The organism is Streptomyces sp. NPDC005151 (assembly GCF_053599875.1).
Genome location: NZ_JBSFYR010000136.1, coordinates 1 through 14,266, shown reverse-complemented (window position 1 = coordinate 14,266; position 14,266 = coordinate 1). Strand labels below are relative to the sequence as shown.

Below are 14,266 nucleotides of genomic sequence, written 5' to 3'. Positions count from 1 at the left end.
CGCTCGAAAGGGTCACGCGGCCAGGTCGAAGACACCGTCCTTGACCTGGCAACCCAGGTCACAGCCCTGCTTGATCGGCGAGCTTGAGATAACGGACATCGCGGCGAAGAACCCGAACAGCAGGCGTCCTGGACCGCTGGGGTCGTACATCCCCTGGAGGGGTCCGGCGAGCATTTCCAGGACCAGGCCGTGGGCGGTGAGGTGGTCGGCGAGCGCGGTGAGTTCGGCGGCGTCGCGGCCTTTACCGAGTGTGCTTTGAGTGTGCGCTTCGCTCGATGGGGCGATCTGAGAGCGCATCGCGTGTCTATTTACTGATCGTCTCCGTTCCCTTTCCGATGTACGGGATGAGGGGCGGGAGATGGCGTGCGAAGCGAGATGGTCCTGGAGGACATCCGGGTACAGCCGATGAAGCGGGCCGGTGGCGGGTGGTCGTACACGATCGTCTGGCCGGACGGGTCGGCGGACGAGGAGGCCGACAGTTTCCTGCGGGTGTACGAGGCGTCGGGGACGCAGAAGACCTACGCGTACACGCTGGTCGATCATCTGCGGTGGCGGGTGCGTGAGGGGCTGGCGACGGAGAAGGTCACGCTGATGGACTTGCACCGGTACATGGGGGCGGTCGGTGCGAGGGTGGCGATGCCGTTCGGACAGCCGTGGCGGACGCCACCGAAGAAGCCGTACGGCGAGTCGGGTCTCCAGACCGCAGCCGCTTGCTTGAAGGGCTTCTACCTGCACCAGTGCGCTAAGCGCGGGATGAACGATGATCTGCGGTCCGCGCTGGAGGTGCGGCGGCTGCCGACCCAGGCGGACCGGGACCGGGCCCTGCTCGGGCATGTCATGACGTCGGTGGCGGTCAACCCGCTGACGCCGAAGAGGGGGACTCGCCGCCGGCACCCGAAGATGCTGCCCGACGGGGCCCGGCCGGAACTGCTGGAGGTGGTGAACACCGCCCGCGACACGATGGTGGTGACCTGGCTGTCCGACACGACGCTGCGGATCGGCGGACTGACCGGGCTGCACCTGTCCGACCTGGGGTGCGGGTAAGAATCCTGTCAGGGGCCGCAAACGGCGGTGAGTGGACCTCTGCCGATACGGTTGCCCCCGTGGAGACCGTGCACCAGCTGCGAGTGTCGATGCCGGACACCGAGCCGGTGGTGTGGCGGCGCATCCACGTCTACTCGCACACCCCGCTGTCCGGTCTGCACGCCGTCATCCAGGTCACCATGGGCTGGGACGACGCCCACCTGTACGAGTTCGGCGCCCGGTGGGAGACGTACGGGCACAACGGCCGTGAGCCGTCCGCGTACACCGTCGCCCAGATGCTGCCCGAGGTCGGCTCCGGCACGGGGTACGTGTACGACTTCGGTGACTACTGGACCCACCACATCACCGTCGAGAAGATCCACCGCCCCGCCGCGAACACCCACTACCCGCGGTGCAGTGCCGGCCGCCGGGCCTGCCCGCCCGAGGACTGCGGCGGCCCGCTCGGCTACGAACGCACCCTGCGGGCGATCCGGGCCCGCAAAGGGCCCCGCTATCGCGAACTGCGCGAGTGGGGCCTGCACAAGTACAACCCGGCGCACTTCGACCGCGACGAGATCAACCGCGGCTTGGCTGACCCGAAGTCCGTCGGCTACCCCGAACCCGCCCCGTGGCAGCGGGAGGTCCTCGACATCTCCAGCCGCCGGTATCCAGGTGCACCCGCCACGGGTGGTCAACCCGTTGACCACTCCCAGGCCGAACCGGAAGAGGGCGCAGGGCAGCCCAAGCCCGCCGTCGAAGCGGTCAAGGCGTTGACCACCGAGCCGCCACCCAGCATCACCGACGCGGTCGGCTCCGTCCTGGACGCACTCGACAAGGTCGACAAGGCCCGCGCCCTGCTCGGCGTCGCACTGCGAGCCGAGCAGGCAAAGACCGGGGCTAGTCGGGCAGGTGGTAGACGGCGAGGGCCGCGGTGTCGTCGTGGAGGCGGTTGTTGCTGTAGATGAGGAGGTCGTGATGGAGACGATCGAGGAGCTCCCGGGGCTGGAGGGGGCCCCAGGAGAGGACACGTTGGCGGAGGGGGTAGAAGGCCCCGGTGGGGTCGCGTGCTTCGGTGACGCCATCGGTGTAGAGCAGCAACTGGTCGCCGGGGCGGAAGGGGTATTCGTCGACGCGGTAGGCCTCCGTGAGGAGCATGCCGAGGTTGAGGGGCGGTGCGGGGTCGGCCGTCTCCAGCTCAGTGACTCCGTCGGGGCGGATGAGGAGGGGCGGGGGGTGGCCGCAGTTGACGATGCGGACCACGTGGTGGCGGGGGATCTCCGCGAAGACAGCAGTGACGAAGCGCTCGCTCATGTCGTTTCCGGCTAGACGGGCGGCCCTGCGGTGCATGCTGGCCTCCATCCGGCGGGCAACGGCGACGAGGTCGGGTTCGTCGTGGGCGGCCTCGCGAAAGGCGCCGAGGAGGGTGGCGGCAGTCTCCACGGCAGGGAGTCCCTTGCCGCGGACGTCGCCGATGACAAGGCGGAGTCCGTACGTGGTGGGGACGGCCTCATACAGGTCACCGCCGATGCGTGCTTCCGCGGCGGCGGATAGGTAGAGGTCTTCCACCAGAATGGGGCCGATGCGGTGAGGGACCGGGCTGAGCAGGACACGCTGCGCGATCTCGGCCACGAAACGTACGGTGGCGAGGGTGCGTTCCCGGCGGATGCGGTGGGCAGCCAGGATTGTTCCAAGGACGCCGACCAGAGCGGTGCACAGGTAGGCAGCCACGTAGTGGCGCTCCCACACGTATTCCACCGGGCGGCCAGCGCAGCAGGGGGTGCCGGCCAGGACCGCTTCGAAGGCGATCGCGAACACGGTGACGGCAGCGACGGCAGCGGGGCCGTGGGCGAAGGCGGCGATCACGGGGAGGGCGATGAGCAGGAAGCTCACCGGCCACTGCACGGGCGTAATGGGTTCGAGCACCAGGATGCCCGCGACGTAGAAGGCGGGCAGCCAGCGCATCCAGGCGGGCGCGGGCGACACCTGTGGGCCCCCACTGCCAGGCCCGGCTGCCGAGCCGCTCGCCGCCCCGGGGCGGCCCGGCCGCCTCACTGCTCGCTCCGTCGCGGAGTGAGCGGCGCGAGCACGGACGCTGCCCGGTCGCAGGACGGAGCTACCGTGTGGCCTGCACGCGGACGGCGCTCCTGGCGGCTCCACTCACACAGCCTGTACACGCGGCACTCCTGGCACATGAGGTGGTCAAGACGTCCATCTTGCTGCGCCGCTGCGCTTCGGGCTGGTCATTGCTCCAGCCAATGGCATGTCAGGACCTTTGTGCGGGGTTGGCCCGCCGGGAGGTGGCGGTGGTGCGTCCGCAGGTGTGAGTGGTGGACGACACCGGTTCCCGAAGGGCGGAGTCTTCTCGCCCGGGGTGGCGAGGCGGTGCTCCGGCACGCTGGGCAAGGCTGGCGACTGCCGGATCGGGGGTGTCTGCCGCCGGCCGAGTCCGCTCAGTTCACCTACGGCGCCGACTGGGTCGCCACCAAGCTGCGCTGGAAACTGACCGTAGACCCCGACGGCATGACGGTCGACGCCGAGGGAGCCCTGTGGACCGCGGTCCGGGGCACCGGCACCGTCCACCGCTACCGCGCCGACGGCACCCTGGACCAGCAGATCAGGCTCCCCGCGACGCAGCCCGCCGGGCTGTGCCTCGACGGGGACACCCTGTACGTCACCAGCGCCCGGCACGGTCTCGCCGCACCCGGACCGCTGGACGGTGCGGTCTTCGCCGTGCGGGTCGGGGTGCCCGGCCTGCCCACTTCCGTCTATCGACCCGGGAGGGCCGAGTGACCGCGATCCCCGCGTCCCGCGCAACCGGTTGGCGGCCCGCCCGGGACCGGTCACCTGTATCGGTGAGACCATGGCGGCGCTGGTCCCGGAACCCGCCGCCCCGCTGGACGGCGCCGGTCTGCTCGGGGTCCGGATCGCGGGCGCCGAGTCCAATGTGGCGATGTACCTCGCCGACCACGGGATGCCCGCCCGTTGGGTCTCCGCGCTCGGTGACGACCCGTTCGGACGCCGGATCCGCGCCGAAGTGGCTGCGTCCGGCGTCGACATCAGCGGCGTACGCGCCGACCGGCACCGCCCGACCGGACTGCTCGTCAAGGACCCCGGCACCGACGGCACCCGGGTCCACTACTACCGCCGCGGCTCCGCCGCCTCGGCCCTGACCCCGGACCTTTTGGACGACGACGCCGTGCGCACCGCCGGGCTCGTCCACCTCAGCGGCATCACCCCGGCGCTCTCGGCAGGCTGCCGGGATCTGGTCACCGCGCTGCTGGAGCCCCCGCGACCGGTGAACGCTCCTGTCCCGTCAGCTTCGACGTCAACCACCGGGCCGCCCTGTGGACGGACGGTACGGCGGCCTCCGCCCTGCTCGGGCTCGCCCGGCGGGCGGACATCACGTTCGTCGGCCTCGACGAGGCCCAGGCCCTGTGGGGAGGCGGACTGGCCGACGCCTTTGCCGTGCGGGACCTGCTGCCGGAACCGCGCATCCTCGTCGTCAAGGACGGCGGGCGGGCGGCCACCGCCTTCGACGGCCCCCAGGTCCACACCGTGCCCGCGCCGCGGGTCGAGGTTGTCGAACCAGTGGGCGCCGGTGACGCGTTCGCGGCCGGGTTCCTCGCCGGGCTGTTGCGCGGCGAGGAACCCGTACGGGCGCTGCGGCTGGGGCATCTCACGGCGGGCGCCGCGCTGCGGGTCACCGGCGACCACGGCCAGCTGCCGGACCGCGCCCGCCTGGCCGAGCTACTGGACGCGGCGCCCGAGGAGTGGTCAGGAGGCGGGTGACCTGGCGATCCGGCCACCCGTCGCCGAGTCCGTACCAGTGCCCGGCAGTTCCGCTGCCCGGCCCGGTCGCCCACCGCTGGGACCAACCCGGATCGGACTCTTCACAAGCGCCGGGGAATCGATCTTTAAATACGAGTTCGACGCACGGCAGGCTTGCTACGTCCGGCTGGTGGGAACCCAGCGGGCCGACGAGTGCTGGGTCGGGGGGTACCCGTCGGTTCGCCATCCACATGGACACCCCGATCAAAAGTTGCACATGCCGAAACACCTCCTGCGGGACAGGAGGTGTTTCAGCGCGCCTCACCTCATACGAAGAGCAGGTGGTTGGTCACGGGAAAGCTGGTCGACGTCCGCGGTATGGTCCCCCGGCCGCCGGCCATTACCGTGCAGGCCACCGCCCTCGACGGCTCCGACACCTCCACTGACTACGACCGCGGCCTCACGCGGCTCGTCGCCCACGAGATCGACCGTCTCGATGGTCTCCTCTGCACCGCGCGGATGTGGCCAGGAGTCCAGCCGATCCCGGTCGAGGAGTACCGGCAGACCGGCAGCGCCCGGAAGTACGGGTGACACTCGCTGAGTTCGCCCGTACTGGCCATTGGCGTCAGGACGCGGAAGTGCGACCTGCCGTGGTGCCCGTGCGGAACGGGGTGAAATGCGCCGGGGGGCGATCGATGGGCAGGTCCGGACGCCAGGACGTGAGGATCTGAGCGGAGCAGACGAACAGCCCTTGCGGGAGGGCGGCCAGGCTGTGCCACCTCCAGTCGCCGACACTCTCGTCCGGCTGGTTGACGGGTTCACCCTCCCAGGCTCTGACGACGGCGCCGACGGTGACGCGCAGCACGTCGTCCACGCGGTCGACCAGCGTCCCAACGAGGGTGACGTCCTGACTGGTTGCTTCGAGACCCGTTTCCTCAGCCAGCTCGCGCACGACAGTCTCTTCGAAGCTCTCTCCGGGCTCCACCGTGCCACCTGGGAGTTCCCACGTCCCTCGGCGGTGCCGGTCGAGCAGCAGACCCTGCTCGCCGACGCCAGTCGGCCTCCTCCCGCAGCTCGTCCACACGACGGCGAGAAGCGAGTTCGCGCTGTTCCAGCAGGCCGACCACCGACGGCATCCACGGCCTCCACAGGAGTGACGACACGACAGGCCACCACTCCCACGGGATCGCCAGACTATGCCCGACCAGCGAAAACACTGCCCTCAAGATCGGAAAGACAACAGCTTCTCAGGAACGAACCAAGATCAGCGGGTCAGGTGAACCGCCGAGGTTGTGCAACAAGTTCCGGCTATTGCTCCAATGTCACGGCGCGCTGCATGGTGAGACCACGCGGCTGACAAAGGCTTGGGAGGGCTTGTGGATGAGTCACGGTGGAGTCAGCGGAGAGTCTCTACCAGCAGCAAGACATTTCGGTTACCGAGGGCGTTGCTCTCCTTCGCACTCGTCGATCTGGCCTGGGAGGTGGTCAAGGCCAACCTGAGCAGCCCCGTTCGCGGAGTCTGGCCATGGCGGCTCACGGTTCTTGACGCGTCCACATGCGCAGCGGTTGTCGCTCTACTGACCGGCATCGTTGTGACCCGGTCCCAACTGTCCCAGACCATGCAGCCGGTCTTGAGTTGGTCCGGGTTCGCGGGACGCAGTCGCGAACTGACAGACTCACTACGAACGGTCACCCTCGTCAACGCTGGCGGGGGGCGATCCGTGGTGCGCTCCGTCACCTACCGGATCCGGGTATCCGAGCCGTACGCGGACGGCGTTGCTATCCCCTCTGGCTGGATGTCCTGGTCCCGCGCTGTCGACTCGCTTGCAGCACTCGGGCTCAACTGGGACCAAGACTTCTTCCTCCTTCACCTCGGTTCCGGCGCGGCCATACCGATGACGAACGTCGATCGAGAAGGCATGGAACTGCTCGCTCTGGGTTCGAAGGCTCTTGAGCGCCTGGCCGTGCTCGACATTAGTGTCCAGGTCACCGACGTCTTGGGCGACGTCCATGAACGACATCTGCAGTGCATCCGCCCCCTGCCGAATCCGCGACACAGCGCCAGTGATGAGGCTCGTCGAGAACCTTGAAAAGGGCTCTGACCGGAGTTCCGTGAAAGTCATGGCTGGGTGAGGATCCGGGTTTGCAGTAGCGTGAATGACGCTCGGCCGTACATCGCCCTCTTGAGCGTTTTGATCCGGTTGACGTTGCCTTCGACGGCTCCGGAGCTCCAGGGCAGGGCGAGTCCGGCGGTGACGGCGTCGAGGTCCTGCCGGAGGAAGCTGGCGAACCCACTCATCGGCTTCGGAGCATCCTGCTCGGCCTGGCGGATCCACTCCAGCAGGAGGAATCCTCGCCGATGGCGAACGAGCTCGGAGAAAGCACGGGCGAGGTCGCAGGCCCGGTTGATGTCGGGGCAGGCCAGGCGGACTTCGAGAAGCCGCTCTGGGTCGTAAGCGCGTGCCAGCAAAGGCACCTGACGGGCTAAAGCCCAGGTCAGGTGCCTTTTCTTGTGGGCCCAGAAGAAGCCGAGCTTCTTCGGGGAGAACGACACCGAGAGGTTCTTCGTCTGCTGGTGGTACACGAACCTTAGTGGTCCGCTCCGGAAGTCCCTCGGGGGTTGATCATGCCGTCAGTGCGACGGAGGATTGTTCTGGGCGATCGGCGGTGTGCCGGTCGAGCCTGGCCAGCAGATCGTCCAGGTCGGTGGTGGTGAACTTCCACTGGAACGGCTGTGCCGTGGCGTTGTAGCGGTTCTCGAAGTCCCGGAGCCGGTCACTGACTTGGGTCAGGTCGGTGAAGTCGTTGGGTTGGACGACTTTGCGCTGAACGACGGAGAAGTAGATCTCCACCTGGTTCAGCCAGGAGGCGTGGACCGGGGTGTGGACCATGACCGCGTTCGGGAACGCCGTGGTCAGCCGGTCGGCGGCCTTCTTCCCGCGGTGGGAGGAACCGTTGTCCACGATCCAGAACACGCGTTTCGCGGTGGCATAGGGCTCCTGACTCATGACCTGGGTGACCAAAGCCATGAACGGCACGATGCCGGTGGTTTCCTCGCAGCGGCCGAACGCCTTCGCCTGGTGGACGTCGTAGGCGGCGAGGTAGGCAAGGGCTCCGCCGCGCCGGTAGGTGTGGTTGACCCGCATCGCTCTGGCACGGCCGGGGGTGAGGGTGGGGTGGCAGCGGCAGCGGGCCTGGACGGAGGTCTTCTCGTCTGCGCTGATGACGTACTCGTCGTCTCCCATCGCGGTGCCCTCGAAGGTGCGGGCATACAGGTCAAGGACGCGCTGGGCCCGGGGGCGGAAGTCCGGGGCGGTGATGAAGATCCAGGAGTGGTGCTGCCACGGCTTGAGCGCGTCGGTCTTGAGCCAGCGGCGCACGGTGGAGGCCGACAGGAAGGGGACGATGCCCCGTGTGACGGCCTCGCGGGCCAGCTCCGGACACGACCAGCGCGAAAGCGGCACTCCGCTCTCGGCAGGCCAGCGCCTTTACCTCGACCGCCTGCAAGGGCGTGAACGAAGACGGGCGGCCGGATCGCTGACGGTCCTGGAGCCCGGCAAGTCCCTGCTCGGCGAAGCGGCGCCGCCATCGGCGCACCGTGTCGAGGTGCAGACCCGTCTCACGCGCGATGCGGGCATTGGAACGGCCGCGCGCGGCGTGCCGCACGATATGCGCCCGCACCCGCTGCCGATACTCGCTCTTATGGCCCCAGGCCACCTTCTTCAACCGCTTGCGATCAGTGGCGGTCAGAAATATTGCACAGGCGACGGCAACAGGCACGGCAGACGGGCCAATCGGGAGAAAAGGATCACGTTCGGCGGCGGCCTGCCGCACCCGCGCGCCGGCACGCCACACGCCCTGCCACGCGGCTCGGGCAGGATGGCAGTCATGGCCGCGCCTCCCGACTCGACCAAGGTCAGTGGGGCTCGGAGAACAGCGCGTTGAGTTCCGGGAAGGCCATGCCTTCGGCGAGGGAGTCGTAGTCGCCGGTGCCGAAGAGCTCCTGCGCGGTGCGGCAGACGGCAGCGTAGGCGACCTGTGCCACGCCCGAGCCGAGACTGACGCGAGCCACGCCAAGGGCGCCGAGCTCGGCAACGGTCGGGGCGCCGGGGCCGGCCATGACGTTCAGCGGTACGGAGATGTCCCTGGCCAGCGCCGCGATGGTGGCGGTGTCGGTGATGCCGGGGACGAAGATGCCGTCCGCGCCCGCATCGACGTACATGTGTGCCCGGGCCAGGGTTTCCTTCAGCCGGGTGTCCGGGTTGCCGAGCCCGAACAGGAAGGTGTCGATACGGGCGTTGAGGAACAGGTCCGCGCCTGCCCGGTCGGCGGCCTGCCGGGCCGCGGCCAGCCGCATCGCGAGTTCTGTCGGGGGCCGGGTGCCGTCCTCGATGTTGACGCCGACGGCGCCAGCCGCGAGCACCCCGGTTACGGTCTCGGCAACGCCGTCGGCATCCGTCCCGTACCCGCCCTCGATGTCCGCGGTAACCGGAACCGCGACGGCAGCGACGATTCGGCCGACCAGTTCCAGCGCCCGGTCGCGGGTAAGGAAGTCGCCGTCCGGGGAACCCAGCGACCAGGCGACACCGGCACTGGTCGTGGCGATCGCCGGGGCGCCCGCGGCCTCGATGACGCGGGCGCTCGCAACATCCCAGGCGTTGGCGAGAGCCAGGGGTGCAGGTGCGGTGTGCAGGGAGCGGAAGACGTGGGCGTTGTCCGGCTGTGTGATAGTCATGGACGCAGTCAAACATCGACTGCCGCCCACCTTCTGGCAAGAATCCGACACAGACGTCGACCTCGAAACCGACGCACCTGCCCCCACCTCCGGAGTCAACCCCCGAAGGACTTCCGGAGCCGACCACTTAGGTCGACTGACCTGAGTGTTTGTGGCTCAGGGTGGCGGCCAGTGGGACCGTGGTCCGTGTATGGTCCGGATCAACGCGGTGGAACTTCAGGGGTTGGATAGCGGGGGCCGGGTTTGCGTGCTCGCGCCCCTGGTGCGCCGGGCGCGCACTACGTGCGCACTCGGGCGGCGGGGTGTCGCGAACGATCTTGAAGCGATCCGTCGGAGGGCCTCTGGGCGGCTTGGGCTCGGTGTTTCGTCCTCGCATGCCGATCAGGCCCGAAACAGCTCCTAGCTAGGCCCTTCGTGCGCCCCGGGCTGCTGCAGTCGGGACGCGAGCTCCCCGGGCAGGGCGTCCCGGTTGGCCGGCGTGAGGTGGACGACCTCGATGTCGGTACGTCGCTTGAGGGCGTCGGTGAACGGGTCGCGGTGTGCGTGGACCGTAGCGACGACGTCGACCTCTGCGGCGAACAGCGCCTCGACCGCGTCGCGGAACGCCGTGCACGCCAGTTCCATCCGGCCCAGCTCGTCGATGAGCACCAGTCGGCCTGGCGCCTCGTCGGTCGTCGCCGGCCGGAGCGACGGCAGCGCCAGTCGTTCCATGACGCCCAGGTCGACCCCGTACTTCCCCACCCGCGGCGGACCGGGCAGGTCGACATGGGCGAGCACCTGCCGTCGACCCGCCAGGGTCTCCAGGGCGAAACCGACGCGGGCGCCGGACTGCCTGATCTCCTCCGTGGTGAAGCCGGTGGCTGCGCGGGTGGGCAGCAGCGCGGCCAGTCGGCGCAGGGCGGTCGTCTTGCCCGCTGCAGGGCGGCCCTCGAGCAGGATCCTTGTCGGCACACGGCCATCCTCACCCCCGCCTGGCGGAGGGGGCCGGTCGGGCTCGGCCGAACGGGGGGTTTGCGGTGCGGACCGGTGGCGGTGCCGTCCTTGCGGGTATGGCGGCGCGCATGAGCGGAATTGAACTCAGCAGTACCGCGTTCGACGACCATACGGTGATCCCCCGGCGGTACAGCGGGGAGGGAGAGAACATCTCGCCGCCCCTGACCTGGTCGGGGGTGCCCCACGAGGCCACGGAGCTGGTCCTCCTGTGCGAGGATCCGGACGCACCGGGGAAGACCTTCCTGCACTGGCTGGTGACCGGCATCGATCCGGGGACCACCGGGGTGGTGGAGGGGCAGAAGCCCCAGGGCGGCCTGCCGTGGCCCAACGGTTTCGGACGCGTGGGCTGGGGCGGGCCGATGCCGCCACCGGGGCACGGGCCGCACCACTACTTCTTCCGCCTGTACGCCCTGTCCGAGCCGCTGCCGCTGCGCGACCACCCGGGCGCCGAGGACGTGCACCGCGCCCTGCAGGGCCGGGAGCTGGCCTCCGGCACCTTGGTCGGGACCTATCAGCGCTGAGCGCATCAGCCGGTGATCCGGGCAGCGGAGCGCGTCGGCGTCAGGACGGGGTGCCCGCGTCGGTGTACCGCAGCAGGGCGCCCACGCCCTCGTACAGCCTCAGCGCGCTCTCCGGTACGACGACCAGCTCGGCACCGGTGCCGACGAGGGCCCTGACGAGGGCCTCGTCGGCGCGCTCCTCGCGCGGGGCCCGCACACCGAAGGACACCAGCTCCGCCTCGGTCAGGGCGAGCTGGGCGGGCCGGGAGCCGACCCAGAGCCGCAGCGAGGATTCGGGCGGCCGGTTCAGCAGCAGCACCGCGACCTGGCCCCGCTGGAGGGCGGCGACGGTGGCGGCCAGCCCCTCCGTCATGGGCCCGTCCAGGGCACGCCGGCTGATGAAGATATCCACGAGTTCCCAGTCGTGCGCGGCCATGCGGCCGCGGAAGACGCCGTCGAGCTGCGGCTCCAGCAGGGCGCGTCCGGTGTCGGTGGGGGTGGGGCCGCCCACACGCACGACCTTGTCCCGCAGGGTGTGCGGCAGACGGCGGATCAGTACGTTGCACGCCCACTCGTCCCCGCCCACGACGACGGCGTCGGTACGGGCGCGCCGCGCCCGCTCGTCCAGCCGGTGGCCGAGCCGGACGGAGGCGCGGTGCCAGGTCGCCACCGCAACCCTGCGGTGCAGCCGCTCACCAGGAGTGACGGTGGACGCGGGCCAGGTGCCGGTCTCCGCCTCCAGCGTCACCCAGCCGTGGCTCGCGGCGGTCGGAAGGCCGCCGTAGTGGACGACCACGGCCATGTAGGGGATCTCTGGCACGTGTTGGGTGACCAGGGGCATCGCGTCCGGCAGGGTGCTGTAGCGCGCGGAGTCGTGCTCGGGCGGGCTCGGCAGCTCCCCGTCCAGGACGAGCGTGCCGTGGGCGGCGAAGACGGCCTGCCCGTGCACCCCCGGCACTTCCGTGTCGGCGCCGACGACCTCCTCCAGCGCGTTCAGCAGAGACCGGTCCGCGCCCTGACGGGACAGGCTCTCGCGCAGTCGCCGCCAGCGCAGCGCGATCGCCCGCTCGGGATGCTCGACGTCTCGGGAGGTGTCCAGGTACACGGAGACGTACGGGCCCGGCTCCGCGTAGAGGGGCTCAAGGAACGACAGCCTCATCGCCACTCCTCGTCGATGGTCTCCACACCTTCGATGATGCGCCCGCCGCCGCTCCCCAGCGGCCCACCTCGCCGAACGCCGCCCGGAGGTCGCCGCCACCCTGCTGCGCAGCACGCAGCAACCGGTCAGCGCGATCGCTCACGAAGTCGGCTGCACCTCCGAAGCCGCCTTCAGCAGGCGCTTCGGTACCCCTCCGTCGCAGTGGCGTCGCGCGTCTTGAGCTTGTCCAGCACCACCCGATCGATGGCCTTCGCGTCCCGGCCGGTCGGCACGGGTGACGCCACCAGCAGCGACCAGCCCTTCCGCTCGTGCGATCTGATCCGGCGCTCCTTCGGCGCCAGACAGGTGCCGATCCGCTCCGGATCGCCGTGCGACCACCAGATGTCGCCGTCGACGCAGTGGTGCTGCCCGGGCTGGCCAAGGGTGGGGACGATGGCGTGAGTGGTGGGGAGGTCGCCATCGAGGTGGGCGAGCCCTCGGCGGGTGGCCGGGGCGAGAGACGGCGGCCATCTGCTTGGCCGGGCTGAGCATCGCGGGCATCTTCCTCGGCAGATGGCGGGCATGCTCATCCACGACGACCTCGTCGTCGGCGGTCTCTCGAAGTCCGGGCAGCTGTACGGCCGGGTCTCGGGTCTGGAGTTCTCGGGCATCCGCGACGACGCCGGAGCCCGTACTGCCGTGTTGAGGCCCGCGTTTCGGGGCCGGCCCTACTTGCTCGTGGCCGTGCCGGAGGTCGAAATCCAGAAGGTCGACCTCGACATCCCAACAGCCGTCCGCCCCGCGCGTTTCTATCGCGCCATCAATGTCTGTTCCCGCGAACGACGACCTTACGGCGCCTGGGGCCGGCGGACGCCGGCCGCTGGTTGGCGGAAGGCACCTGGGAGCAGATCCTGCGAAGCTCCCACGCAGGCCCGGCCGTGGAAGATCCCCGTACGCTTGCCCGAGCTTGGCAAGATCGCGGCCGGCAGGGCCGGAGGAAGTGAAGAGTGAAGTTCCCCCCTGATCTTGGACAGCGGTTGTTTACGCTGCGGGGGTGAAGTCGTGCTGCAGCCTGGCTCGGGTTTCGAGTGGGGTGAGGTACCCGAACTCGGGGTGTTTGCGGAGCCTGGTGCGGTTGTACTCGACCTCGATGAAGCGGAAGATGTCGGCGCGGGCCGCCTCGCGGCTCTCCCAGACGGCGGTGCCGATCTCTGCTTTCAGCAGTCCGAAGAAGCTCTCGGCTGCGGCGTTATCGTAGCATATGCCGGTTCGTCCCATGCTCTGCTTCAGGTTCAACTCCCGTAGTTCGCGGCGGAATTCGCTACTCGTGTACTCGCTGCCGCGGTCGGTGTGCATGATGCAGCCGCCCTGAAGGTCGCCGCGGCCGGCGGCCATCCGCAGGGCGTCGGTGACCAGTTCAGCGCGGTGGTGTTCGGCCATCGCGTAGCCGATCACCTCGCGCGTCGCCAGGTCGATGACGGTGGCCAGGTACCACCAGCCCTCGATGGTGGGCAGATACGTTATGTCGCCGACGAGCTTCGCGCCTGGCCGGGCGGCGGTGAAGTCGCGGCCGACCAGGTCCGGAGCCGGTGCGGCCTTGGTGTCCTGCTGCGTCAGGTGGCGGCGCCTGCGGCGGGTGATGCCACGGATGCCGCGCTCGCGCATGATCCGCTCGACCTTCTTCCGGTTGATCGCATGGCCCTTGCGCCGCAGCGCGGCGTGCACGCGCGGGGCGCCGTAGGCACCCCGCGAGGAGGTGTGGATCTCGCGGATCTCCTCGGTCAACTCGTCTTCGGCACACTGCCGTTCGGCCGCTGCCGGCCGGGCCGCCAGCCAGGAGTAGTAGGTGGAGCGGTTGATCCCCGTGACGCGGCACAGCAAAGCCACGCTGTAGCCGGCGGGGGTTGGTTTCGGCGGCCTTCTCCGCGTCGATGAAACGGCACAGCGTGCCTACTTCATCGTCTCCTTCGCGAAGTCGGGTGGCCCGGGGGAATTTCGCCCCCGGGCTCCCACAGAGTGAAGTAGACCGCCGACGAGGTGCCTCCGGCTGAGGTCCTTTTCCGACGGTCCCTTCCCGAACCGGGCGGGCGGCTTTCACCGCACCCGGCT

Annotated in this window: 18 protein-coding genes and 2 pseudogenes; 9 read left to right on the top strand and 11 right to left on the bottom strand. The window is 69.5% G+C overall.

Going from position 1 to position 14,266, the window contains the following annotated elements; translation table 11 throughout:
* Positions 1-12: 12 nt before the first annotated feature.
* Entirely contained in the window at positions 13-297 is a 285-nt protein-coding gene (locus ACWD6R_RS37275) for a hypothetical protein (protein ID WP_451822803.1), read from the bottom strand.
* A gap of 66 nt (positions 298-363) precedes the next feature.
* Between ACWD6R_RS37275 and ACWD6R_RS37270 the strand changes: the two genes are divergently transcribed.
* Positions 364-1,044 (top strand): hypothetical protein, encoded by a 681-nt coding sequence (locus ACWD6R_RS37270; RefSeq protein ID WP_451822802.1) that lies wholly within the window; start codon positions 364-366, stop codon positions 1,042-1,044.
* A 59-nt stretch (positions 1,045-1,103) separates the two neighbouring features.
* A complete protein-coding gene (locus ACWD6R_RS37265; RefSeq protein WP_451822801.1) occupies positions 1,104-1,988 on the top strand; it encodes a plasmid pRiA4b ORF-3 family protein in 885 nt (294 codons plus the stop codon).
* On the opposite strand, the gene ACWD6R_RS37260 is transcribed toward ACWD6R_RS37265, so the two are convergent.
* On the bottom strand, positions 1,921-2,985 hold the full coding sequence (locus ACWD6R_RS37260) for a PP2C family protein-serine/threonine phosphatase (RefSeq protein WP_451822805.1): 1,065 nt from the start codon (positions 2,983-2,985) through the stop codon (positions 1,921-1,923). The genes ACWD6R_RS37265 and ACWD6R_RS37260 overlap by 68 nt on opposite strands.
* A gap of 558 nt (positions 2,986-3,543) precedes the next feature.
* On the opposite strand from ACWD6R_RS37260, the gene ACWD6R_RS37255 reads away from it, so the two are divergent.
* The 3 genes and pseudogenes from ACWD6R_RS37255 to ACWD6R_RS37245 all read left to right on the top strand — a co-directional run bounded on the left by ACWD6R_RS37255 (position 3,544) and on the right by ACWD6R_RS37245 (position 5,382).
* Positions 3,544-3,813 (top strand): SMP-30/gluconolactonase/LRE family protein, encoded by a 270-nt coding sequence (locus ACWD6R_RS37255; protein WP_451822800.1) that lies wholly within the window; start codon positions 3,544-3,546, stop codon positions 3,811-3,813.
* A gap of 70 nt (positions 3,814-3,883) precedes the next feature.
* Positions 3,884-4,812, top strand: a pseudogene (locus tag ACWD6R_RS37250) (sugar kinase).
* A gap of 324 nt (positions 4,813-5,136) precedes the next feature.
* Positions 5,137-5,382, top strand: coding sequence for a peptide deformylase (locus ACWD6R_RS37245; protein ID WP_451822799.1), 246 nt, complete (start codon positions 5,137-5,139; stop codon positions 5,380-5,382).
* 34 nt (positions 5,383-5,416) lie between these two features.
* On the opposite strand, the gene ACWD6R_RS37240 is transcribed toward ACWD6R_RS37245, so the two are convergent.
* Positions 5,417-5,776, bottom strand: a complete 360-nt coding sequence (locus ACWD6R_RS37240) for an NUDIX domain-containing protein (RefSeq protein WP_451822798.1) — start codon at positions 5,774-5,776, stop codon at positions 5,417-5,419.
* Positions 5,777-6,512: 736 nt separating this feature from the next.
* Between ACWD6R_RS37240 and ACWD6R_RS37235 the strand changes: the two genes are divergently transcribed.
* Positions 6,513-6,881: a hypothetical protein gene (locus tag ACWD6R_RS37235; RefSeq protein ID WP_451822797.1), complete on the top strand. Its 369-nt coding sequence runs from the start codon at positions 6,513-6,515 to the stop codon at positions 6,879-6,881.
* Positions 6,882-6,910: 29 nt separating this feature from the next.
* On the opposite strand, the gene ACWD6R_RS37230 is transcribed toward ACWD6R_RS37235, so the two are convergent.
* From ACWD6R_RS37230 to ACWD6R_RS37210, 5 genes and pseudogenes are all read right to left on the bottom strand, one after another.
* Positions 6,911-7,375 carry a transposase gene (locus ACWD6R_RS37230; protein ID WP_451822796.1) on the bottom strand — a complete coding sequence of 155 codons (465 nt, stop codon included), beginning with the start codon at positions 7,373-7,375 and terminating at the stop codon, positions 6,911-6,913.
* A gap of 40 nt (positions 7,376-7,415) precedes the next feature.
* Positions 7,416-8,255, bottom strand: coding sequence for an IS630 family transposase (locus ACWD6R_RS37225; RefSeq protein ID WP_451822795.1), 840 nt, complete (start codon positions 8,253-8,255; stop codon positions 7,416-7,418).
* 13 nt (positions 8,256-8,268) lie between these two features.
* Positions 8,269-8,508, bottom strand: a pseudogene (locus ACWD6R_RS37220) (helix-turn-helix domain-containing protein); the annotation flags it as partial.
* Between the two features lie 199 nt (positions 8,509-8,707).
* Positions 8,708-9,526 carry an isocitrate lyase/PEP mutase family protein gene (locus ACWD6R_RS37215; protein WP_451822794.1) on the bottom strand — a complete coding sequence of 273 codons (819 nt, stop codon included), beginning with the start codon at positions 9,524-9,526 and terminating at the stop codon, positions 8,708-8,710.
* A 399-nt stretch (positions 9,527-9,925) separates the two neighbouring features.
* A complete protein-coding gene (locus ACWD6R_RS37210; protein WP_451822793.1) occupies positions 9,926-10,477 on the bottom strand; it encodes a nucleoside-triphosphatase in 552 nt (183 codons plus the stop codon).
* Positions 10,478-10,587: 110 nt separating this feature from the next.
* Here ACWD6R_RS37210 and ACWD6R_RS37205 point away from each other — a divergent pair, with 110 nt between their 5' ends.
* Positions 10,588-11,040 carry a YbhB/YbcL family Raf kinase inhibitor-like protein gene (locus tag ACWD6R_RS37205; protein WP_451822792.1) on the top strand — a complete coding sequence of 151 codons (453 nt, stop codon included), beginning with the start codon at positions 10,588-10,590 and terminating at the stop codon, positions 11,038-11,040.
* 40 nt (positions 11,041-11,080) lie between these two features.
* Here the strand turns inward: ACWD6R_RS37205 and ACWD6R_RS37200 are convergent, their stop codons facing one another.
* Positions 11,081-12,178 (bottom strand): baeRF2 domain-containing protein, encoded by a 1,098-nt coding sequence (locus ACWD6R_RS37200; RefSeq protein ID WP_451822791.1) that lies wholly within the window; start codon positions 12,176-12,178, stop codon positions 11,081-11,083.
* A gap of 100 nt (positions 12,179-12,278) precedes the next feature.
* On the opposite strand from ACWD6R_RS37200, the gene ACWD6R_RS37195 reads away from it, so the two are divergent.
* Positions 12,279-12,398: a helix-turn-helix domain-containing protein gene (locus ACWD6R_RS37195; RefSeq protein WP_451822804.1), complete on the top strand. Its 120-nt coding sequence runs from the start codon at positions 12,279-12,281 to the stop codon at positions 12,396-12,398.
* On the opposite strand, the gene ACWD6R_RS37190 is transcribed toward ACWD6R_RS37195, so the two are convergent.
* Positions 12,349-12,747, bottom strand: a complete 399-nt coding sequence (locus tag ACWD6R_RS37190; protein ID WP_451822790.1) for a hypothetical protein — start codon at positions 12,745-12,747, stop codon at positions 12,349-12,351. The two genes, ACWD6R_RS37195 and ACWD6R_RS37190, sit on opposite strands and share 50 nt — an antisense overlap.
* On the opposite strand from ACWD6R_RS37190, the gene ACWD6R_RS37185 reads away from it, so the two are divergent.
* On the top strand, positions 12,740-13,168 hold the full coding sequence (locus ACWD6R_RS37185; protein WP_451822789.1) for a hypothetical protein: 429 nt from the start codon (positions 12,740-12,742) through the stop codon (positions 13,166-13,168). The genes ACWD6R_RS37190 and ACWD6R_RS37185 overlap by 8 nt on opposite strands.
* 30 nt (positions 13,169-13,198) lie before the next feature.
* Here the strand turns inward: ACWD6R_RS37185 and ACWD6R_RS37180 are convergent, their stop codons facing one another.
* Positions 13,199-14,044, bottom strand: a complete 846-nt coding sequence (locus ACWD6R_RS37180) for an IS3 family transposase (protein ID WP_451822788.1) — start codon at positions 14,042-14,044, stop codon at positions 13,199-13,201.
* Positions 14,045-14,266 lie beyond the last annotated feature (222 nt).

Coding starts and splice junctions, on each gene's coding strand:
- ACWD6R_RS37275 (WP_451822803.1), bottom strand. CDS start 297: ATGCGCTCTCAGATCGCCCCATCGAGCGAAGCGCACACTCAAAGCACA.
- ACWD6R_RS37260 (WP_451822805.1), bottom strand. CDS start 2,985: ATGCGCTGGCTGCCCGCCTTCTACGTCGCGGGCATCCTGGTGCTCGAA.
- ACWD6R_RS37255 (WP_451822800.1), top strand. CDS start 3,544: ATGACGGTCGACGCCGAGGGAGCCCTGTGGACCGCGGTCCGGGGCACC.
- ACWD6R_RS37215 (WP_451822794.1), bottom strand. CDS start 9,526: ATGACTATCACACAGCCGGACAACGCCCACGTCTTCCGCTCCCTGCAC.
- ACWD6R_RS37205 (WP_451822792.1), top strand. CDS start 10,588: ATGAGCGGAATTGAACTCAGCAGTACCGCGTTCGACGACCATACGGTG.
- ACWD6R_RS37200 (WP_451822791.1), bottom strand. CDS start 12,178: ATGAGGCTGTCGTTCCTTGAGCCCCTCTACGCGGAGCCGGGCCCGTAC.
- ACWD6R_RS37185 (WP_451822789.1), top strand. CDS start 12,740: ATGCTCATCCACGACGACCTCGTCGTCGGCGGTCTCTCGAAGTCCGGG.
- ACWD6R_RS37190 (WP_451822790.1), bottom strand. CDS start 12,747: ATGAGCATGCCCGCCATCTGCCGAGGAAGATGCCCGCGATGCTCAGCC.